This window comes from Rossellomorea pakistanensis (genome assembly GCF_016908495.1).
Lineage (GTDB): Bacteria > Bacillota > Bacilli > Bacillales > Bacillaceae_B > Rossellomorea > Rossellomorea pakistanensis.
Genome location: NZ_JAFBDZ010000006.1, coordinates 177,948 through 198,595 on the forward strand (window position 1 = coordinate 177,948; position 20,648 = coordinate 198,595).

A 20,648-nucleotide genomic window follows, 5' to 3' on the forward strand; every position below is an offset into this window, starting at 1 on the left:
AATATCCCTATCCTTCATTTATATATAGACTAGGATAGGGTAAAATGTATCTAGATTAATATTTCTAGAGGGAGTTGCTATGCAGAACTCATCAATCGTAAACATTCAATTATCTGAAATACCTTACCCTACTGTTTTACTAAACGACAAATTCCAGGTCATCGAAAGTAATGAGAGCTGGATTGAGTTGAATAATCACCATAAAGACCTTTTTTCTATCTTGGTACATCAACATAAGGAAAGCATTCTAAGTTTAAATGAGTACCAAAACACAATATCTGTTGATCAAACCTTATTACAAATTAAAACAATGAAAAAAACACCAGGCAACAGAATTGTTTATATTATTCCATTAATCTCATCGATTTCATCTAATAATGAACTCGAATCTACATCCGCTAAAGATCCTAATTTAAGTAAAATGGATCCTTTATCTAAGGCGGCTATATATGAATCACTTATTGTGAATTCGCCGACGTATGTGTGTGTCATTGATGATAACAAAGAAGTTTTAGAGATTAATCCTTCCTTTAGAGAAAAGTTTCAGCTGAACCATGAATTCATTGGTGCCAAGTTCTTAGATCACCCTCTGTTTATCCATACTTCGTTCTCCTCTCTTATTCAAGAAGGGTTTAACGGAAGGAGCATCTCTGGAATAGAAGAAACATTTCCGCTTCCTGAAGGTGGTGAATGTACACTAAGCATTACGGTTTCACCTGCTAACTACGATGAAAATGGTAGTATTCGAACACTAGGTCTTATTATGCACGATATCACAGACAAAAAGAAGTTTGAAAAAGAGTTATTATCTCTTAAGGTTGAGCTTGAGACCACCCTTAAAATGCAAAAAACGATTACTTATAAATTCATCAAACAAGGCGATGATTTTAGGATCACAATGGCTGCCGGTGATTTGCTACAGAAGATGAAAGATCAAACAGATTCAATCGTTGGGAAACCGATCCAGGAAGTGTTTGATGCAAACCATTTTGGAAAGCGATTCCCTATCCTGCAAAAAGTTTGGGAAACAGGGATGGAAATGACTTATGAAGGTGTGAACCGTCATATGGCATACATCGCTTCAGTAGTACCAGTCATAAAAGAAGGCAATGTTATTGAGATTATTTGTTCTATTACCGATGTTTCTCTGTTAAAAGATGCCCAAAAGAAACTAGAAGAAAAAGAACAAAAGTACCGATCGATTGTAAATTATAACCCAGACAATATCTTCTTCATTGATACGAATGGAATTGTCCAAGAGGTTAACCCAACTGTAAAAGAACAGATGAGAATGGTGGTGCCAAAAGAAATAATTGGACAGCATTTTAGCTCGTTTATAGCTGAAGGCTATACAGATGAAGCTCTCTATTATTTTGAAGAATCTCTTAAAGGGGAACCGCAAAGATATCATACTGTCATGAACAATGCAGATCAATCATTAAGCCATATTTCTGTTTCCAATATACCCGTCCGAATTAATGGAGAAGTTATCGGAATCTATTTAGTAGGAAGGGATATCACAGAGAAAACAAAGATAGAAGAAGAGTTAATCGAAGCCAAGGAGTTGCTTGAAGCTTATTTTGAACATGCTGGTGATGGCATTGCTTTATTAGATCCAGAGGGAAATGTTTTGAAGGTAAATCATCACTTTGAAAGAATGTTTGGTTTTTCAAAGGAGGAAGTTACTGGGCAACATATTACACTCATCCATAAAAGGGATCAGGTTCACCAATTTAAACAGAATTTAAAAGCGGTAAAGCAAGGGAAAAGGATAAAGGATTTTGAAACAGTTCGCTACCGAAAAGACAAAACACCAGTTTATATATCCTTTAACTTGAATCCAATTTTAAATGAAAAGGGCAACTTAATGGGGATTTCCGCCATTATCCGTGACCTATCTGAGAAAAAGAAAAACGAAGATTTATTAAAGAAATCGGAACAGCTCGCAATGATTGGTCAGCTTGCAGCAGGTGTAGCCCATGAAATTCGAAATCCATTGACCACATTAAAAGGATTTCTTCAATTAATCAAAGAGCAGGTAGATGATGATTTTTATCTTGAAGTTATTCAAGGTGAGATAGAACGAATTGAAATTATCACGAATGAGTTTTTGGCTTTAGCAAAGCCTAGAGCTGTACATTACACCTCAAATTCCTTGACAACCCTTCTGACGAACTCTGTTGAATTCATCAAAATAGAGTGTTTAAAACAAGGGGTAGACGTGAAATTTTCAGTTAAAGAAGCAATAATCTACTGTGATCCTAATGAAATTAAGCAAGTCATTCTGAATGTCATGAAAAATGCGCTAGAGGCAATGCCAAAAGGTGGCTTATTAGAAGTGATATTAGAAAAGAATGACCAATTTGCAAAGCTAATCATTCAAGATACAGGTGATGGAATCTCGCCAGAAAGAATGAAACATCTAGGAGAACCATTCTACAGTACGAAAGAAAAAGGAACTGGCCTAGGATTAATGATCTGTCAAAAAATTATTAAGGAACATCAAGGGGCCATCACAATCAACAGTAAAATTAATCAAGGTACAAGAGTGGAAATTAGCCTTCCGTTAGCACAAAATCCAAAATAAAGAGATATTATATGTTAAGGCTCTGCTCCTTTGTTATTTGGGAGTAGGGCTTTTTTAGTTTAATTTAGTATCTGGTGCAATTATTAGGCTTAGTTTAGGCTAGAAAAAGCAGGGAATCGACGCATAAAAGTGAGAGTTTTCCTCCAAAAAAGGTGAGTTAAGCACATAAAGAGTATCGACTATATCTCCCTCTAATCCGTAACCCACTCATTATTATATATTTCAATACATTAACTGTTCTATCGGATATTCCTTCAAACCAGAACCCCTTCTTCTTCGACATATACAATGGAAATCATCAGTATTAGATGTGAAAATATGTCTTTATTTTCCGGGAAATGATAGTTTCTGTTGAATAAACCGAAAAATTTTAGAATAGTTAAATGTTCAACAAATAAAAACAGGGAATTCCTGAGTTCACCTGATAAGGATACTAAAACAAAAAGCTCATTGTCCAACAACTTTGATTCTAGTTTTGTATGGTGGATATGAGCTTCTAAATATATTTCTATCATTAGGGGAAGCGATGTTACCTATTGCTCCATCTATTAATCGATTGATTTCGAAGAAGGAAATACAGATCTTTATTCAGCCTTGCTAAGTCTTTTTTTCTCAAGGCGTTCTTCAATTCTTTCCATTGCTGCACGATCCTTCAGGAGCTGACGTTTATTTTCTGACACAAGCTCGGCAAGAGAGCGTCTTTTTGGATTTCTCAACATTCATATCACCTTCCTTTAATTAGATTTTAACAGTTATTATGATATGAAAAACGTCTTAATTGTTACAACTTTTAGAAAATTTAATTATTTTTTTGGGGCATGGCAGAATTAAGTGGCTTAACAAAGGTTGTGTTCAGTGAAAGTCAATCGTTAATTTTATTCCAAAATAAATAAGAATTAATAATATTTTAGTGAGTAGACGGGTAGAGCTTATATGAAAGGGGAGGGCATTTTTTTTAGGAAGGTCGATTACGAATAAAGGAAATGGGTATATTGTTTACAAAAATAATTTGTGGTTGAAGAAAAAGTACATCATTTAATAAATGCTCCCTTATTATGATGAGAAAAGAGAGTGAAGAAGGTGAGAAAAAAAGAACTATTAGATGTCATTGGTATTGGGATAGGACCTTATAATTTGAGTTTGGCGGCATTAATAGAAGAAAAAACCGATTTAAACGCGAAATTTTTTGATCAAACATCACAATTTGAATGGCATCCAGGAATGCTGATTGATTTGACTGATTTACAGGTTCCATTTATTGCTGATCTTGTTACATTTGCTAATCCCAAAAGTCAATATAGCTTTTTAAACTATTTACATAGTCAAAACCGGATGTATCAGTTTTTCTTTTTTCATAGATTAGAGATCCCGCGCCAAGAGTACAATCATTATGCGCAATGGGTTGTGGAGCAGTTATCATCTTGTTATTTTGACTATGAAGTGATAGATGTGATGGAAGAAGGTAATTGTTACAAAGTAGTCGTACGTGACAATGGTACACATAAAGTAACCGAATATTACAGTCGTCATGTGGTATTAGGTACTGGGACTAAACCACTTGTATTAGAAGGAATGTCAGGATTGCCACAAGAAGATGTTCACCATACAAGTCATTATCTTTTTCATAAAGACACGACAGTAAAAGGTTCTGTGATTACCATCATTGGTTCTGGTCAGAGTGCTGCAGAAGTATTTTATGATTTATTAAAAGAGCAGGATAAGCATGAATATCATCTTACTTGGCTGACACGTTCAGAGGGAATTCTTCAATTGGAGTCTTCTAAGCTCGGCCAGGAGTTCTTTGCCCCTGATTATATTGATTATTTCCATCAATTAAGCTTCAATCAAAGGATTGCCGCTTTAGATACACTGGACCATCTTCGAAATGGAATTGATCCAGTGACATTAAACAATATTTATAACATTTTATATAATCGTTCAATAGGGGATAAAAAAGACAACATTACCATCCAGCCTTTAACGGAAATCGAAGAAATCTTCAAAATAGAAGAGGGATATTCCTTAAAATGTCGTCAATGGCAGGTGGAACAATCTTTTCAATATGAGAGTGATAAAGTAATTTTAGCGACAGGGTATATACCGAATATTCCGTCTTGGTTTAATAACCGTTTTGGTGAAAAAATTCAATGGGAAGATGAGAAGAGATTTAAGGTTTCTCGAGACTATAAGCTTGTTTATAAAGACGAAAAAGAACATTCTCGTTCCCATCATTTTTACACCTTAAAAAATCTTGAGCATTCCCATGGAGCAGGGGCAACTAATTTAGGTTTAGCAGTGGATAGGAATATTCAGGTGATTAATGATATCGCCCGAGAAGAGGTGTACCCGCTTCAGAGAAATACGATATTCTCTCAATTTACAATGGACCAAGATTCTTAAATGTTTTACTTCCAATCAAACGGGAATAAGTAGATTAGATTGATTCATCAAAAAAAGGAGATGACGAGTCATGGCTAAAATTGCCTGTCTAATTACAACGATGTTTGAGGATAAAGAGTATACGGAACCTGCAAAGGCATTTAGGGAAGCTGGCCATAAAGTTGTGACCATTGAGAAAGAAGAAGGGAATAAGGTGGAAGGAAAACAAGGTGTAGCCACTGTTTCAGTCGATGCCGGGATTGATCATGTTCTCCCTGGTGATTTCGATGCACTGTTTCTACCTGGAGGGTTTTCTCCAGACATCTTAAGAGCGGATGATCGTTTTGTGAAGTTCGCTAAGCATTTTATGGATAATAACAAGCCCGTATTCGCCATCTGTCATGGTCCGCAGATTCTCATTACAGCTAAAACATTAGAGGGTCGAACAGCAACAGGCTATCAATCTATTAGAGTTGATATGGAATATGCAGGTGTGAATTATCGAGATGAGGAAGTTGTTATATGTGGGAATCAGCTTGTCACAAGCAGGCAGCCTGATGATATTCCAGCTTTTACGAGAGAATCACTTAATTTATTGAAATAATTAGGGGGCAACTCCCTTAACGTTAATACTTTATCGTGAGGGAGTTGCCTTTTATAAATATGTCCCGTATTGTCGATCGTTGTCGAGAAATTGTAGGGGGAAGAAAGTTGAAAATAGAACACTAGAAGTTGATCATAAACGCTTTCATTCTTCCGACATGGCTAGTAAAATACCAGTGTTCAGGGGGAATTTTAAGAAAAAAGTTTTAAATCAATAATTTCAACCTATCCCCTAAAAAAAGAGTGATCCACATAATAGATCACTCTCTCGACTTTATTGTTTTCTACGCAATTGTCCTAGTTCTTCAACGATTGCTTGCATTTCACTTGGGCTAAAGCGATCTTTTCTGTCAACCATTTCGTAAATATCCTTTAATTCTTCATACATTTCACTGTCAAAATGGTTTGGTTTGATGGCTCCCACATTCGCCATACGCAGCTTTTGCTTGATTTGGTCGATCATATATTCTACATTTTCAGGTGATTTCTTTGTCAAATCCACAGTCGTTCATCCTTTCGCACACAATAGATAATGTAATCTTTTCATTAATCTAACAGGTTGTCAACAGGATTTAAAATGACAGATGTTTGCTTCAATCTTTATTAATTTTCCCTAAAATGTTTTACAATAGAAAAGAAAGGTAAAATAATAATACTTCCTATATTTAAGGAAATCCTATTTTGAGCGTAGCAAACGAATTTTATTGAAAGGCTCTTTTCTAAAAGTTTGTTGCTTTTAACACTATTGAAAACGAAGAGTGGATTGGAGCGGAAGGCACTTGACTCCTGCGGGATGCAGAGGAAAAGTCGAGGAGGCTTGACTTCCTCCCCGCGGAAAGTAAGTGCCTGTAGCGGAAAGGAACGGTCAAATGTTTATTCTCAAGAAACAACAATCTCTACGAAAAGAGCCTATGAAAAAAGAACATAACTTATAATCGGAGGTAAAGGCTATGGGGAAGAATAAATTTTTTACAGGAGTTTTAATTGGTGCAGCAGTTGGAGGTCTTGTCAGTTTATTGGACCGACAAACAAGGGAAGAAGTAGTAGAGATGACGAAAAGCTGTGGAACAGAGCTTTCCCGCTATGCCAAGCATCCACAATTGGTTGTCGAGTCTTCGAAGGAAATTTATGAAAAGATTAGAACAACGGCGGGACAAATTGAGGAAGATGTCAAATTTATTAACGACAAGATTGAAGATATTAGAGAAATCACTCCACAGGTAAAGGAAATCATTGATGAAACAAAGGATACCCTTCATACGTCTTCTGAAAATTACAAAGAAGTATTCACAGAAGAAGAAAGCCAGGAAGAGCTTAATCGTGTTGGGAGTGAACCGTTTAAGGGGTATTAATTATGAGGTGAGATGATGACAAATGCCAAAGAGAACCACGGGGTCGGAGCCTTTTTTAAGAAGCTGATTCAGAAAATCATGGCTGCGGATCTACCAGGTTTAGCCGCACAACTTTCTTATTTCTTTCTATTGTCCCTTTTTCCGCTATTAATCTTTCTAGTCTCATTATTACCATATCTCCCGTTTTCTCAAGAGGATATCCTAAACGTGATTCGAGGTTTTGCACCTGGTGAGACGATCACCTTAATTGAAGGGACGTTAGAGGAGATCTTAGAAAATCGTAACGGCGGGATTTTGTCCTTTAGTATCATAGCCACTATATGGTCAGCTTCTAATGGGATGAATGCGATTGTAAAATCATTTAATCGTGCATATCAAGTCGAAGAGACCCGATCCTTTATCGTAATGAGATTAATGTCGATTGCTTTAACGATTGCGATGATTTTTGTATTCGTCATTGCCCTTTTACTACCGGTCTTTGGGAAACAAATCGGCGTATTTTTATTTTCACAAGCCGGATTCTCTGAGCAGTTCTTAGCAATTTGGAATGGGCTTCGCTTTACCATAAGTCCAATCATCCTTTTTATTGTGTTTGTAGGACTTTACTTTTTTGCTCCAAGTAAAAAGATTAAATGCTTAAGTGCTTTTCCAGGAGCGGTATTTGCAACATTCGGTTGGGTTTTTGTTTCACTTGCCTTTTCGTATTATGTTAGTAATTTCGGCAATTACTCTGCTACATATGGAAGTATAGGAGGAATTATCGTACTAATGATATGGTTCTATCTATCGGGAATCATCCTGATGATTGGCGGTCAAATTAATGCGATTGTTCATATTAAAGATGATGATGGGGATTGTAAGTGAATAAAGCAGTATTCGTAAACCTTTTTGTTTTATTAGAAAAGGATGTTTTCTAATAAGATGGCTGTTTTTTAAGAAACCAACTAACTCCTTTTCAAAAAACAACAATTATTACGAAAAGAGTCAAATAAAAAGATCCCTTTGAGCAGCAGATGAATTTTGTCTGTTGTTTTTTATGTTAAAGGATAATTCTCTTCTGCATAGAATTATACAGTGAACCGTAATGGATGAAGAGGTGAATCTATGAAAAGGAATCTCTATTTGATTTTAGCTGTACTCGGTGCTATTTGTCCCTACTATTACTTTATTCCGTTCATTTTTGAGAATGGTTTAGATGTTGAGCTTTTTGTCGATCAACTATTTGTAAATAAAATTTCTTCTTTCTTTGGAATGGATGTTATTGTATCAATGCTCGTGTTAATAGCCTTTGTGTTATTTGAAGGGAAACGTATAGGAATGAGAAATTTAGGGGTTTACATGATTGCGACAGTAACGGTTGGGGTTTCATTTGGTCTTCCGTTGTTTCTTTATTTTAGGGAAAGGTATGTGCAAAAGATAAATGGAATATAGATTTGATAGAATAATGGATAACAGTAAAAGCCAATGAAAGTTATTTCGTACAGGATAATGAAAGAACTAGAGATGTAGAGCTAGTCATTTTTTGTCCGGAACCGCTACTAATTTGTCCGTAAAGCTAATTAATCTGTCCGATTTACCTGTTATATCGTCCGCTCGACAATAAAAGATAAAATTCGACCATAATTCAAAAAGGCTGACACTAATAAAGATGGTGTCAGCTCTATTGTGAGTTTATATAAATAGGTATCTAATGGAAGCCGTGTCTAGAGTGAGAAAAGTTCATATAGTGTAATCCTTGTAATCCCTAGTTTTAAGCGGAAGAATTACTTAAAAGGAAATTTCCCTTCCATTACTCAATAATTTCTATAACATCCTGGTCTCTGCTATCGACGCCTTCATTAAAGAAAAGCCTGGTCTTAAAATGGTACGATATTTCTTTTGTTGAGAGCGGGAGATCGGATGGCAGCCTATACTTAAAAGATAGTTGATTCGTTTCCTCTGAATGAATGAATTTGGATGTTAAAATATTGATGGTGTCCATCACTTTTTCAATTCCGGTTGTTTGGTCTACCATTACCAAATCACATTCAATTCTTTTCAGCTTTTGTTCAATCACCCCGCCTTTGATTAGGAAGTAACCCTGGATACATTCTCCTAAGCGGTACGTATTTTGTGGAAGAACAAGGTCTATTTTTGCCGCTCCAATTCCGATAATCGACATGTATTTTCTCAGCATCATTTTCTTTCGCCTCCATTTTTTATCAAGAAGTTTTTCTATTTTTTCTATTTGTGTTTGATCATTTAGCAGCTCTTCTTTGTTTTTTAAACTAGCCAACGTTCCTTTTTCTTCTTTCAAGTTTTGGTCTTCCTTTCTATCTTAGAAGATTGTGAAGTACATCTTAAGATGAAAAAAACCTTTACCAACATGGGTAAAGGTTTTTTCTATAAAATAAGACCTTTACCAATTGGTAAAGGTCTGGCTAACAACGGATTGTTGTCAATAAAGCCGAGAGTATAAGACTCCGAAATGACGACTTTATTGTAAAAGCTACTCCCCTTTAGGAGAACGATTATTCATCTTTAACAACATCATAAATGATACCCTATTTCTTTGTCAATCAATATCTTATTCTCAAAAATAATTCCTAGAAGTAGGGGAGAACCTCAATCTTTCATACTAAAAACCTATATTTTAATATATAGTAATTATTTACCTTTTTATCCTGATTATCACAGATATAATAAAGATTGAAAAAAAGGAAGGAGTGGCTATTTTGAAAACAAAAAAAATCTTTTATTGGATGATCCCGATTTTGATCATTGTTTTCTTAGGGAGTCCTTTTTATGCTGCAGATCAAAAAGAAGCTTCTGAAGTCAAACAAACCTCTCCCTTAAAGGGGCAATTCTACTTAGAAGAAACAGTGAAAATTTATGTGCCATCAACCTATGATATGGATGAACCCATTGATAATACACCTTATGTGAATGAGACATTGGCAAAATTCTCGGAAATGTTTGGTGGAGCCACTGCCATTGATGGGACTGGATCATGGCTATCTGATGATAATGAGTTGGTTAAGGAGAAAGTTACAATTGTCTACAGTTTTGCTGAAGATTTGAATAAGAAAAATCTTAAAGAAGTAGTGAATTATGCAAGGTATTTGAAAAAAGAGATGAAGCAGTCTTCTGTTTCAATTGAAGTGAACGGGAAAATGTTCTTTATTGAATAATAGAAAAATGGTGACTCAGAAAGAGATCGGTAACCATATGGATATAGATACTCATTTGAGTCACTCTTATTTGCGATTATTGTTGATGTTCTTTTAGCTGTGCAAGAGGAACATCTTGCTCATTCGCAGGTTGATCAAGTGGATAAATCCTGGCTGTTTCATTGTGATCATCGACATTTTGGATATAGATCGGTACCTCATTGTAGGTAACGTTAGCCATTACCGGTGAACTGGCAATCTCTTGTGCGCGTTGTTTGTTCATCAAAAAGACCTCCTTCTGAGATATGTAAACAGTTATAATATGTACTTCAAATGATGAAAGTATTCAACTAGTTAAATCCAATTTTTAGTACAAACTAATAATACCAAGTGTCAAAATGGTATTAGGCAATTTCATATAATGGAGGTTTGGTTTGATGGTCTTAGATGATCAAAGGATTAAAGAAATTATTTGACATCGCTATCCATTCCTTTACCTAACTCGTAATCTATTAATAAATTCGAATTAAGGTATATACCTATAAATGATATACACCCTCATATGATAAACATCCAAAATGACAAAAATTAGTCTATTATCAAGGTCCTTCTTAATAGAGTTGCATATAATATCGGACAAGTGGCATATGTTGAGCTGCTTAAATATTATATAGAGAAGGGTTAAGGGCAATGAATGTTGACATCTTGATTTCCGTTTTAGTTTTCCTAATGACAACGTTGGTTATATTTTGGCGGCCAAATGGAATCAATGAAGCGTGGCCAGCTTCGTTTGGTGCGGCAATTATTTTATTAACTGGGGTCGTATCACAAGCTGATTTGATAGACATTACTCATAAAATTGGTGGCGCGTCCATTACGATTATTGCCACAATTGTTATGGCTGTAATATTAGAAAGCTTTGGGTTTTTCCACTGGGCAGCTGCACGACTTGCTGTATTAGCTAAAGGGTCAGGCTATCGTTTATATTGGTATATTCAGTTGTTGTGCTTTTTGATGACTCTATTATTTAATAATGACGGCAGTATCCTAATCACGACTCCGATTTTAATTTTACTCTTGAAAAATCTACGATTAAAACCTCATCAACAAATTCCATACTTATTAACCGGTGCCCTTATAGCAACGGCTTCAAGTACTCCTATCGGGGTTAGTAACATTGTGAACTTAATTGCATTGAAAATTGTTCATATGTCCTTGTATATGCATACTGCGATGATGTTTGTACCAGCAATGGCAGGGTTGTTGTTTATGTCCTGGTTCATGTTTATATTAGTAAAAAAGAAACTACCAAAACGACTCCCAAATTCAGCCTATGATATTGAACAAATATTTTTCACAAAAAACTTTCACCCCTTGAAGGGAAGGATCTCGGTTGAAACCAAAAAACAACGAACTCATTTCATGCTAAAAATAATTCTGTTTGTCTTTTTCGTGCGATGTTCACTTTTTATTTCATCCTTCTTTTCTATTCCAATCGAAATTGTAGCTGTACTTGGGTCACTCGTTTTACTTATAGGGAGATGGTACCACCTTCGTACAAATCCTATTGATATATTGAAAAAAACACCGTGGCATATACTGATATTTGCTTTTTCTATGTATGTCATCATATATGGCCTCCATAATTCCGGATTAACCGATCTTCTCTTGCAAATAAGTGAGCCGATTGCAGAGCAAGGATTATTTGAAGCAACCTTTCTAATGGGTGGATTGATCTCTGTTTTATCCAACCTTTTTAATAACCATCCGGCCTTATTGATAGGTACGATTACCTTAACAGAAATGAATCTCGATCCCATTACATTAAAGACTATGTATCTTGCCAGTATTGTTGGAAGCGACATCGGTTCATTGCTATTGCCTGTAGGAACCTTGGCCTCCTTAATATGGATGCATATCTTAAGGGAAAATAAGATTAAAGTGAAATGGGAAGATTATTTAAGCATATCGTTAATTGCCGTTCCATTAACCTTATTTGTAACATTATTTTTGTTATACTTTTGGGTGCAACTTTTCTTTGGTTAATCTTAGCTAAACAAACACTTTTCCTAATCGAAGAAGGACTTTCAACTGTTTATTGAGTAGGCTGTTCAAATGATGCCTTTAAGACATCGTTTTCCTCTAATTCTCTATTAGCCTTGATGCTTTGCTCCATTAAGAAGCCTGAGCCTTCTATTTTGAGAGTTAGATTGGTGAGGCTAGCTACTTTTGAAACATCACGTATAGACCATCCAGTCATATCTGGAATGGTTAATTGATCGTTTGTTGTTAAGATCACTTTTTCATTAGGTAGAAGCTTTGTTCCCTTCTTAGACGATTGTTTCATTATCATGTCACCAGTACCTAGGATAATAGGAGTGAAGCCCTTTTCTATCAAAATTTTTCTAGCATTGGAGACGGTTTCACCTTTAAGAGAAGGGACCATTTCTGATTGGACTTTTGGAGTCTCCTTACTTTGAACTTTTCTATATTTTAAGCTCTTCTCCATAATAGGATTAAATAATTTGGCTACAGGAACAGATCCAATTTCAGATGGAGGTAATTCTGGTTGTTGAATTCCTACATATACTACGACTTCAGGATCATCGGCAGGAGCCATACCGATAAAAGAAAAAAGATAATTTTCTCGACCTGTTAAGTAACCTCCTCCATCAGGGTTTGAAATTTGAGCTGTACCAGATTTACCGGCTACCTGAACATTGGGAATATTAAATAGTTGTCCTGTTCCTTTAGCTGATGAAACCGTTGTGGCTAAGTATTGGCGTGTTAATCTCGCTGCTTCTTTTGAAATTGGCGTGCCTACTACTTTCGGTTCAAATTGCTTAATAACAGCCTTTGTTGATGAATTCACGATTTCTGAAATGATTTGTGGCTTCATCATGTTTCCATCATTTGCAATAGCTGAAATCGCTTGAATCATTTGGAGGGCTGTAACCGTCGAGCCTTGACCAAAGATAGTCGTGACTTTTTCAATCGGATAGTCATATAAAATCTTGCCTAAAGCTTCATTAGGGAGGTCAATTCCTACTTTTTTTCCGAATTGAAAGGCACCTAGATACTCTTTATACCGCTCTACACCTATGAGTTGAAGGAGGTTAGCAAAAGCAACATTGGAGGATCTTTGTACTCCTTCTAAAAATGTGACAGTCCCCCAGCCAGCCCCGTTATTCCAGTCTTTAATCGGATTCGGATAGCCCGAAACAAAATATTTACCAGATTGATAGGTAGCATTGGGGTTAAAAGAATGACTATCAACAGCAGCCGCTAAAGAGAACGCTTTCATAGTGGAACCAGGTTCAAAGCTGGATTCCACTATAAAGTTGTTCCAATTATGATCGAGTCCATCGAGATTTTCATTGAAAGTAGGTCTCTGACCCATAGCAAGAATTTCACCTGTTTTAGGATTTGAAACAATTGAAAACATCTGTTTAGGCTGATATTCTTTTTCAACCTTGTCTAAGGTTTCTTCCATATATACCTGAATCTTTTTATCAATGGACAAATGGACATCGTTTCCATTTTGAGGCGGTGTAACATGCTTTTTTCCATTTGGAAGCAAGTACCCCCAAACATCACTATTAAAATTTACCTGTCCATCTTTTCCTGCTAAGACGGCATTTAAACTCTTTTCAATTCCTAACATCCCTATTTGCTTGGTGCCATTTTTTGTTTCCAGGTTCTGCGTAAATCCAATTAAGTGTGAAGCAAAGTACCCATTAGGATAATTTCTTTTAGGCTCCTTAATAAACGTGAGACCAGGAAGGTTTTCTTTTTCTATTTTTCTTTTTAATTGATCGGAAATGCCCTGTCCTGCGATACCAAATTCGATTTGAAAAACATGCTTTTGAGATAATCTTTCCAAAATCTCTTTTTTACTCATATCAAGATACTTTGATAATATCGTTGCCGTGCGTTTAGGATCTTTGACATGGAGGGGATTATGGGGATCGAAGGTTACGGTGGGATCTAAAATGGCCGTTAATTTGTAGGAATACCCGTCTTCCGCGATAATGATATTGTTTTGATCGTATATAGTCCCTCTGCTTGATTCAATGATGTCGTTCTTTCGATATTTCTTTTCTGCTTCTGTAAGTAAATTTCTTCCTTCAGCCTCTCGCGTAATTTGAATGGATAGAAAACGAATAAATACAATAAAAAAAAGTAGTGCAAAGAGGAAAAATAAAATGGTTCCATTCATCCTCATCATGTGTCTATTAGATTTCATTATTCAACAACCTACCTTAATTAGCATTTTTCCAAATTGTATTGTAACTTAAAAACCGAAGAAAAATTTTCCTTTTTTGATAAAAGGTTCTAAATGACTAACTATTTTTTCGCTATCATCAAAAAAATGTAAAAAGTATGAACATTTATTCATAGATATCGAATCGTGTCGAAATAGGTCGGAATTCTCAAGTAAGAATGAAGGGGGAGGGAAAAGATCAACTCAGATAAGTGGGGAGTAGGAAATTCCGAAAATAATTTTTTATGTTTTGCTTTCGGTTCATCAGTAGATAATGCTTATTCAAGTGAAAAGAAGAAAAAAATCCAACTGTTAGTAGAGGACATAGAATGATAGAAAGGATAAACAGGAATGGTATGAAGGGGAATATCAGGATTGTTGGTTGATCGAATTTACTCCTGTAAGCCAACGAATTTAGGGAGAATGATAGAAACCAAGGAATATTTAACTTAAATACTAGGGGCTGTCCAAAACCAAGGAGTCAGGAACCACTACTTATGTATATGGATATTTCTCAGCGGTTCCGTACCTCATATGGACGCCAAAGTCTAAAGTCTATAGCACACTATCGATAATTTGTTCAAATCGATCACTTACATGGCGTCGATTATGGATGATTTCTTTATTTTTAAACGTAACATAGCCTCTATTAATTTTTCTTGAATGGAGGCAAATGCGCCTTTACTCTTCTTATCCACTTCAAAGTTTCTTCCTCACCCTCTAGGATATAAACCTCAAGTTCATCAAGCTTGTTTATGTATTTCCCAAAAGTAGGGAGGAATTCGAACTGTTGAACATAAGGTTTACTTGTTTTAATGTATACAGGGGCCTCTTGGTTCTCCATTTGTCTAAATTTAAAGCCAATAATCTTGATCGCATCAATAATATTTTCATGCGTTTCCGTTGGCTCAACAGAGATATAATCCTTGTCCTTTAAATCTACCGCATTTTTGATGTCGACATCCGTATCAATCCAAACAGGCGGCACATTTTGACCTGTCCCTGGATGTTTCATTGTCATAGGAGTATCTAGTGGTACTCTGAAAGAAAACTCAATTTCCTTACGTTCCCCTTCAGAGATGGTAAACGGCTCATTCACTTTATGTGAATAAACTACTGTATTCGTAAGACGATCACTTCCTTCATGTCCATATAAAGTCATTAAATGAAGATTGATCGCTTCAATCTTTTGTTCAGTAGCTCCACCTGTAATCTCTACTACTCCTTCAAGGGTTTCTCCTTGTGTAATGTAATGATTCTTTACTTTGGTATCAACCTTCGCTGAACCGAATCCAACACTAGCAATAACCTTCTTGAAAATTGACATTCTTTCATCACCTCAAAAAATTTGTTGAATCAGAATTAATCGAAACATTATTTATTCAATTAGATAAAAAGTTTTAGAGATTAATATAATTTAACCTGAATATGTTGTAAAAAAGTATTAATAAGTGTAATATTACACTTATTAATACTTTTTTGAATTTTTTGTTTTGTCAGGAAGGGAGAGTTAATAATTGAAAAAGAATCCTAAACGTTGGATTGTTACTTTCATACTATTATTTATTATTGGATTTCCTCTATTTATCTATGACGCATTAAAAGGCAATCCATTACGAGATTTATTAATGGAAAAGGCAACTAAAGAACAACTCTTAATAGAGGGCTATAATAAAAGTGATTGGGTACAGGTTCAAGGCTCTTATAATATGAAGAGAAATACAAATCGAATAAAAGGAACCATTGCTACCGTCATTTTTAAGGATGAACCGGGAGAAAAGTATTTATATATTCAGTGGAGGAATTCAGGGAAAATTCAACAAAGCTGTGAATATTTTAATCCCGATACAAATGCATATGAAGTAAAATACAGCACTGAAAGGAAACATATGGTTAGGGATTGTTATTGATGTCACGGTCCTCACTGTAGGGAAATATTGTGGTAGTTGAGAGGATAGTGTCCCGGGGCTGTCGAACTCTTTTGAGACAGCCTCGAAACGGAAATGGCTAGTTCTAACCAATTCATAAGTTATATGAAATAGCTTCCTTCACCCTTTTTTTCTATATTTTATTAACTCATAGTAAAGAATCGTTATGGTTTGGATAAAAAGAAACACAGAAAAGGAATAAGAAAGCTTATAGCCATGTTGGAAATGAATGATACCTAGCTTTGATAAAAACCAATTCATTCCCAATCCTAGAATGCTCCATCCAAGCACATACCATACAAAGGATTTTTTATTGATTTCAAATTTTTCATAAAAATAGATAAAGTAATAACTGAATGGAGCAAATAAAAGATAATAAAGAAAATCAAATATTCCATAGCCATGTGTATCATTCACCTTATAATAATCAAGTAATCCTCCCCCGATCGTAAAGTCAAACAACATCCCGCTAGCAATCCCCCATAAAAAACTTAATAGGGCAATATTACGTGGTAATTTCTTAGGAAGAAGTCCTGCAATAATATAAGTGATGACTAGTAAAATTAATATCCAAATTTCGTTTTTATCGAAGCTTTCCCACTGTATCATGAGTACTTCACCTCACGATCCTCAACTTTGCGGATGAATTTAAAAGCATAATATGCAATCCATTGGAGAAAGACAAAATAGAGTAAATCATAACCAAAATTCCATTTTTTATAAGTGAAGATATCAAAATAGACGGTTAACCCACTTAATAAAAGCATGATGATTAAGGAAGCGATTGTTATTAGTAAGGACCGTGTAATGGTATTGACTTTTTGAATGAAATTTACATAAACAACTAATATCATTGGTAAAATAACACTTCTATAAAAGAGAAAAGCTGTGTTGTTGACCGGCTCCTTTGTTACTTCAATGAATTTCAATTCATGACTCACGATCCATGAGACATTAATACTTAAAACGAGAATGAGTAAATAGATAAAAGTATTTTCTACAATCGTTAATTCTTTTTTCATAGCGACAAATAGTGTGCAAGTAAGAAATGTAAGTAAAATAAATATCGAAAATGCCATACTGAACCTCCCTCTTAACAATTGCTATTATTTGTTATTTGGCAAGGAAATATACTAAATTCTGCTGAATGGTCTATTGATTAATAAAAAAGTTTTTGAGAACCGTGGGTGTATGATTGAGAAGGAATTTAATAGAAATAAGAGAACTTATATTTAGAGAATACATAGAAAAAGGGTAAGGAAGGAGTTGCATGAAAATGTTTAAGGTAAAACAGCTTGATGGAAGTGATTTTATGTTTGATGAAATCGCTTTTCTCTATAATGATATATGGAATAAGGAAGGAACCGATTTTTTGGGTAGGTTAAAAAGGCATTCAAATTATGAAGGCTTTAGAGGTTTTGTAGCTTTTAATCAAGAAAAAGAAATGATTGGATATTCATATGGTTATACATCATTGGAAGGACAATATTATAGAGATTTACTTGCAAAACAACTAAATCCCCATGAGTTGGAAGCTTGGTTGGAAAATTGTTTTGAAGTTGTCGAATTAGCGGTTCACCCTTCCATTAGACGAAGTGGTTTGGGACAATTATTAGTAGGAAAGCTACTAGAAGGAGTTGAACACAAAACGGCCATCTTAACGACACAGGAAAAGAATATTCCGGCCCGTACTTTATACCAAAACTTAGAGTGGGTAGTTGTCAAAGAATCATTTATACCTTCTTCAGTTGACGCTACCCCATATGTCATTATGGGGAAATCATTAGTTGTTTCAAGAAAATAGGGAAAGAAATCATACAAAAAATTGCTTGATAATAAACTGTATTATTTCTTCGATTATTAGTTAAAGGCTTGTCGTTTTACGTCCTTTTACAAAAAAATATATGGTATGAAAGATTACTAAACCGATTGCCGCAACAAGTGCAATGAAAAAACCCATTAGCCCTACTAGGCCAACCCAACCCCTTGTGAATGTTAGAAATATTAAGGCGTAAAGGACACCGAGGAGTATCAAAGCAAGTGGGACGTTATAAGGAAACATCCGTTTCCAGCCCAACATTAACAGAAGAAAAAAAGGTACAAATACACAGAGCAAAAATGTATTTATTGTATTCCACCTAAATGTTAAAGTGGATTGTTCAACTTGATCCAATCCACTCATTTCGGATAGACCTATAAGACCGAATAACACTAAAATCGTAAAAACCGTCCAATTAAGGGCTTTTGGATTATTTGATTCCCCCATTTTATGCCTCCTCAAGATATTGTCATTATATTTCTAGGATACTCTACTTTTTCAGTAGTTTCCAGATTATTCAATTAATTAGGTGATTTTGAATGCGATTTTTTCGGGGCCGACATATTTTATTGAGCTGGTTCCAATCACTCCAACTGTATCTAGAATACCATGTGGGTTTAGTAACGATACTGACATGGCAAAGGCGATTTGTTTTTGAGGAGTGAACGTAACGGTTTCTTTCTTTTCTTTACCACTAGGTTGACTCCGCCACGTCATAACACCCATATAGATTAAAAACAAAATTCCCGCTACAAATAGGCAAGCTTTTTCCAGTATGAGCCAAGAACGGCCACTAAAAACCCCTAACACGGCTAAGGAAATGAGTAGGGTGTCACATTTAGAAGCCGTAATGATCACTGGTAATGCCCTGATAAAATTGGGCTGGAGAGCACCTTGATTAAACACAAAAACATTTTGGACACTTAATGGCGGGATCAGGCCAAATGCTAGTATAAAACCATGGAGAATGGCTTCTAACATATTTACTCCCTCCTAAAATCAACAATAGATTAATTTTATAAGAAATGTTTGACATCGTCTTCTTTAAAGCCTTAGCCACAGATAGCTGTAATACACCTCCAGGAATTTTCTTCACAAAAGATCATATTGTCAAATCGATTTTTGCATTCCACCATATTCCTTAGCAGGATTTCAGAATGAAGGAGAGAATTCCTATTATGGATAAAAGAAAGGGAAGGGAGTGTAGAAATGGGAGCATGGGGAGCGGGAATTTTTGACGATGATACAGCCTGTGATGTAAGAGATGACTTTATTGATTACTTGGAAGAAGGTTATTCTGCTGAAGAAGCATCTCAAATGATCATCGAAGAATATTCAGAGGAATTTACGATTGAAGACGATTTTGAGGTAATGTCTTTAGTATATGTTGGATTAGCCGCCATACAATTGGAGAAAAATTGTCTACAGGAATCGATTCGAAAGATGTCTATACAATTAATTGATCGTGGTGCAGATCTTGAGCTTTGGGAGGAAGCAGATGCCCAAGACTATGAAGAGAGAAATAAAGTCTTAAAGGAACTAAAGCAAAAACTAGTCAATTTCAAATATTTATAATAAACGTTTTTCAAGGAAATATGAGTTAATTTTAGTGTGAATAGATTACTTAGGAGGTTTTGCAAAATGGAGAAAGTCCAAGAATATCTTCTTCCAAACCCTGACTCAGGCCCATATGGAATGACTGTGGGGCAAGACAATGCTATTTGGTTTACGGAAAACAGCGGAAACAGAATTGGAAGAATCACCACCTATGGTGAAATAACCGAATTTGTTGTCCCGACAGAAGATGCAGGACTTTCTGTCATTGTATCCAGCATGGATGGTGATTTATGGTTTACAGAAAATAAGGCCAATAAGATCGGACGTATCACACTAGATGGGGAAATTACAGAGTATTCTTTACCGAATACAGAGTCAGGGCCGTACGGGATAACAGAGGGTCCTGACGGTGGACTTTGGTTTACGCAAATTACAGGGAATAAAATCGGAAGAATTTCAACATCAGGCGAGATTCAGGAATACACACTACCTAAAGCTGGTTCCTTCCCGTCTTTCATCGTTACTGGTTCAGATGGTGCTCTTTGGTTTACGGAAAATCAAAGTAATCAAATTGGTAGAATCTCCACAGCAGGTAAAATCACAGAGTTTTCTATTCCTACAATGAATTCTGGTCCCGTTGGAATAACAGCTGGTCCAGACGGTGCTTTGTGGTTTGTACAAATCATCGGAAATCACATTGGCAGAATAACAACCTCTGGTGAAATATGTGAATATAGCATTCCCACTGAAAGTGCTCGTCCACATGCTATAACTGCTGGAAATAATGGATACTTGTGGTTTACGGAATGGGGCAGCAACAAGATTGGAAGGATTACGGTAGATGGGGAGATTTCAGAGTATCCCATCCCTACCGAGAAAGCTGAACCGCATGGGATCGTTCTAGGACCAGATGGAGCGATTTGGTTTGCTGAGGAATGTAATCAAATTGGACGTTTAAAATAAAAGTGCTAGAACCACATTGCTAATAATTTGTGGTTCTGGCCTTCTTT

General features: G+C 35.6%; 21 protein-coding genes and 1 pseudogene. 12 read left to right on the forward strand and 10 right to left on the reverse strand.

The window, feature by feature from the left end:
- Window positions 1-79: 79 nt before the first annotated feature.
- The gene (locus JOC86_RS22145; RefSeq protein WP_205175273.1) at window positions 80-2,587 is read left to right on the forward strand and encodes a PAS domain S-box protein; all 2,508 of its coding nucleotides are present in this window, start codon (window positions 80-82) and stop codon (window positions 2,585-2,587) included.
- Between the two features lie 584 nt (window positions 2,588-3,171).
- Here the strand turns inward: JOC86_RS22145 and JOC86_RS22150 are convergent.
- Complete coding sequence (locus JOC86_RS22150) at window positions 3,172-3,303, reverse strand: FbpB family small basic protein (RefSeq protein ID WP_205175275.1); 132 nt, start codon at window positions 3,301-3,303, stop codon at window positions 3,172-3,174.
- A gap of 355 nt (window positions 3,304-3,658) precedes the next feature.
- Here JOC86_RS22150 and JOC86_RS22155 point away from each other — a divergent pair, with 355 nt between their 5' ends.
- Window positions 3,659-4,987: a lysine N(6)-hydroxylase/L-ornithine N(5)-oxygenase family protein gene (locus JOC86_RS22155; RefSeq protein ID WP_338021804.1), complete on the forward strand. Its 1,329-nt coding sequence runs from the start codon at window positions 3,659-3,661 to the stop codon at window positions 4,985-4,987.
- A 70-nt stretch (window positions 4,988-5,057) separates the two neighbouring features.
- On the forward strand, window positions 5,058-5,570 hold the full coding sequence (locus JOC86_RS22160; protein ID WP_205175277.1) for a type 1 glutamine amidotransferase domain-containing protein: 513 nt from the start codon (window positions 5,058-5,060) through the stop codon (window positions 5,568-5,570).
- 273 nt (window positions 5,571-5,843) lie between these two features.
- On the opposite strand, the gene JOC86_RS22165 is transcribed toward JOC86_RS22160, so the two are convergent.
- Window positions 5,844-6,071, reverse strand: a complete 228-nt coding sequence (locus JOC86_RS22165; protein ID WP_205175279.1) for a DUF1128 family protein — start codon at window positions 6,069-6,071, stop codon at window positions 5,844-5,846.
- A gap of 448 nt (window positions 6,072-6,519) precedes the next feature.
- Here JOC86_RS22165 and JOC86_RS22170 point away from each other — a divergent pair, with 448 nt between their 5' ends.
- The 3 genes from JOC86_RS22170 to JOC86_RS22180 all read left to right on the forward strand — a co-directional run bounded on the left by JOC86_RS22170 (window position 6,520) and on the right by JOC86_RS22180 (window position 8,352).
- On the forward strand, window positions 6,520-6,921 hold the full coding sequence (locus tag JOC86_RS22170) for a YtxH domain-containing protein (protein WP_205175281.1): 402 nt from the start codon (window positions 6,520-6,522) through the stop codon (window positions 6,919-6,921).
- Window positions 6,922-6,936: 15 nt separating this feature from the next.
- Window positions 6,937-7,785 carry a YihY/virulence factor BrkB family protein gene (locus JOC86_RS22175; RefSeq protein ID WP_205175283.1) on the forward strand — a complete coding sequence of 283 codons (849 nt, stop codon included), beginning with the start codon at window positions 6,937-6,939 and terminating at the stop codon, window positions 7,783-7,785.
- A 240-nt stretch (window positions 7,786-8,025) separates the two neighbouring features.
- The gene (locus tag JOC86_RS22180; RefSeq protein ID WP_205175285.1) at window positions 8,026-8,352 is read left to right on the forward strand and encodes a DUF2834 domain-containing protein; all 327 of its coding nucleotides are present in this window, start codon (window positions 8,026-8,028) and stop codon (window positions 8,350-8,352) included.
- A 358-nt stretch (window positions 8,353-8,710) separates the two neighbouring features.
- Here JOC86_RS22180 and JOC86_RS22185 read toward each other — a convergent pair whose 3' ends face one another.
- Window positions 8,711-9,217, reverse strand: a complete 507-nt coding sequence (locus JOC86_RS22185; protein WP_205175295.1) for a sporulation protein — start codon at window positions 9,215-9,217, stop codon at window positions 8,711-8,713.
- A 409-nt stretch (window positions 9,218-9,626) separates the two neighbouring features.
- Between JOC86_RS22185 and JOC86_RS22190 the strand changes: the two genes are divergently transcribed.
- Window positions 9,627-10,091: a DUF3574 domain-containing protein gene (locus tag JOC86_RS22190; RefSeq protein WP_338021805.1), complete on the forward strand. Its 465-nt coding sequence runs from the start codon at window positions 9,627-9,629 to the stop codon at window positions 10,089-10,091.
- 76 nt (window positions 10,092-10,167) lie between these two features.
- Here the strand turns inward: JOC86_RS22190 and JOC86_RS22195 are convergent, their stop codons facing one another.
- Window positions 10,168-10,353, reverse strand: a complete 186-nt coding sequence (locus JOC86_RS22195) for a small acid-soluble spore protein H (RefSeq protein WP_205175297.1) — start codon at window positions 10,351-10,353, stop codon at window positions 10,168-10,170.
- Between the two features lie 407 nt (window positions 10,354-10,760).
- On the opposite strand from JOC86_RS22195, the gene JOC86_RS22200 reads away from it, so the two are divergent.
- Window positions 10,761-12,116 (forward strand): arsenic transporter, encoded by a 1,356-nt coding sequence (locus JOC86_RS22200; RefSeq protein WP_205175299.1) that lies wholly within the window; start codon window positions 10,761-10,763, stop codon window positions 12,114-12,116.
- 49 nt (window positions 12,117-12,165) lie between these two features.
- Here the strand turns inward: JOC86_RS22200 and JOC86_RS22205 are convergent, their stop codons facing one another.
- Both JOC86_RS22205 and JOC86_RS22210 read right to left on the reverse strand, forming a co-directional pair.
- Complete coding sequence (locus tag JOC86_RS22205; protein ID WP_205175302.1) at window positions 12,166-14,316, reverse strand: penicillin-binding protein; 2,151 nt, start codon at window positions 14,314-14,316, stop codon at window positions 12,166-12,168.
- A 667-nt stretch (window positions 14,317-14,983) separates the two neighbouring features.
- A complete protein-coding gene (locus tag JOC86_RS22210; protein WP_205175304.1) occupies window positions 14,984-15,661 on the reverse strand; it encodes a sporulation protein in 678 nt (225 codons plus the stop codon).
- A 190-nt stretch (window positions 15,662-15,851) separates the two neighbouring features.
- Here JOC86_RS22210 and JOC86_RS22215 point away from each other — a divergent pair, with 190 nt between their 5' ends.
- Window positions 15,852-16,244: a DUF3139 domain-containing protein gene (locus JOC86_RS22215; protein ID WP_205175306.1), complete on the forward strand. Its 393-nt coding sequence runs from the start codon at window positions 15,852-15,854 to the stop codon at window positions 16,242-16,244.
- A gap of 138 nt (window positions 16,245-16,382) precedes the next feature.
- Here the strand turns inward: JOC86_RS22215 and JOC86_RS22220 are convergent, their stop codons facing one another.
- On the reverse strand, window positions 16,383-16,871 hold the full coding sequence (locus JOC86_RS22220) for a hypothetical protein (protein WP_205175308.1): 489 nt from the start codon (window positions 16,869-16,871) through the stop codon (window positions 16,383-16,385).
- A complete protein-coding gene (locus JOC86_RS22225; protein WP_205175310.1) occupies window positions 16,868-17,341 on the reverse strand; it encodes a hypothetical protein in 474 nt (157 codons plus the stop codon). Before JOC86_RS22225 ends, JOC86_RS22220 begins: the two co-directional genes overlap by 4 nt.
- Window positions 17,342-17,538: 197 nt before the next feature.
- On the opposite strand from JOC86_RS22225, the gene JOC86_RS22230 reads away from it, so the two are divergent.
- Window positions 17,539-18,066 (forward strand): GNAT family N-acetyltransferase, encoded by a 528-nt coding sequence (locus JOC86_RS22230; protein ID WP_205175312.1) that lies wholly within the window; start codon window positions 17,539-17,541, stop codon window positions 18,064-18,066.
- A 60-nt stretch (window positions 18,067-18,126) separates the two neighbouring features.
- On the opposite strand, the gene JOC86_RS22235 is transcribed toward JOC86_RS22230, so the two are convergent.
- Window positions 18,127-18,528, reverse strand: a complete 402-nt coding sequence (locus JOC86_RS22235) for an RND transporter (protein ID WP_205175313.1) — start codon at window positions 18,526-18,528, stop codon at window positions 18,127-18,129.
- Between the two features lie 84 nt (window positions 18,529-18,612).
- Window positions 18,613-19,062: pseudogene (locus JOC86_RS22240) on the reverse strand (LysE/ArgO family amino acid transporter); the annotation flags it as partial.
- A gap of 228 nt (window positions 19,063-19,290) precedes the next feature.
- On the opposite strand from JOC86_RS22240, the gene JOC86_RS22245 reads away from it, so the two are divergent.
- Together JOC86_RS22245 and JOC86_RS22250 are read left to right on the forward strand one after the other, a co-directional pair.
- A complete protein-coding gene (locus JOC86_RS22245) occupies window positions 19,291-19,656 on the forward strand; it encodes a DUF4259 domain-containing protein (RefSeq protein WP_205175317.1) in 366 nt (121 codons plus the stop codon).
- Window positions 19,657-19,722: 66 nt separating this feature from the next.
- Window positions 19,723-20,601 carry a Vgb family protein gene (locus JOC86_RS22250; protein WP_205175319.1) on the forward strand — a complete coding sequence of 293 codons (879 nt, stop codon included), beginning with the start codon at window positions 19,723-19,725 and terminating at the stop codon, window positions 20,599-20,601.
- Window positions 20,602-20,648: the final 47 nt, after the last annotated feature.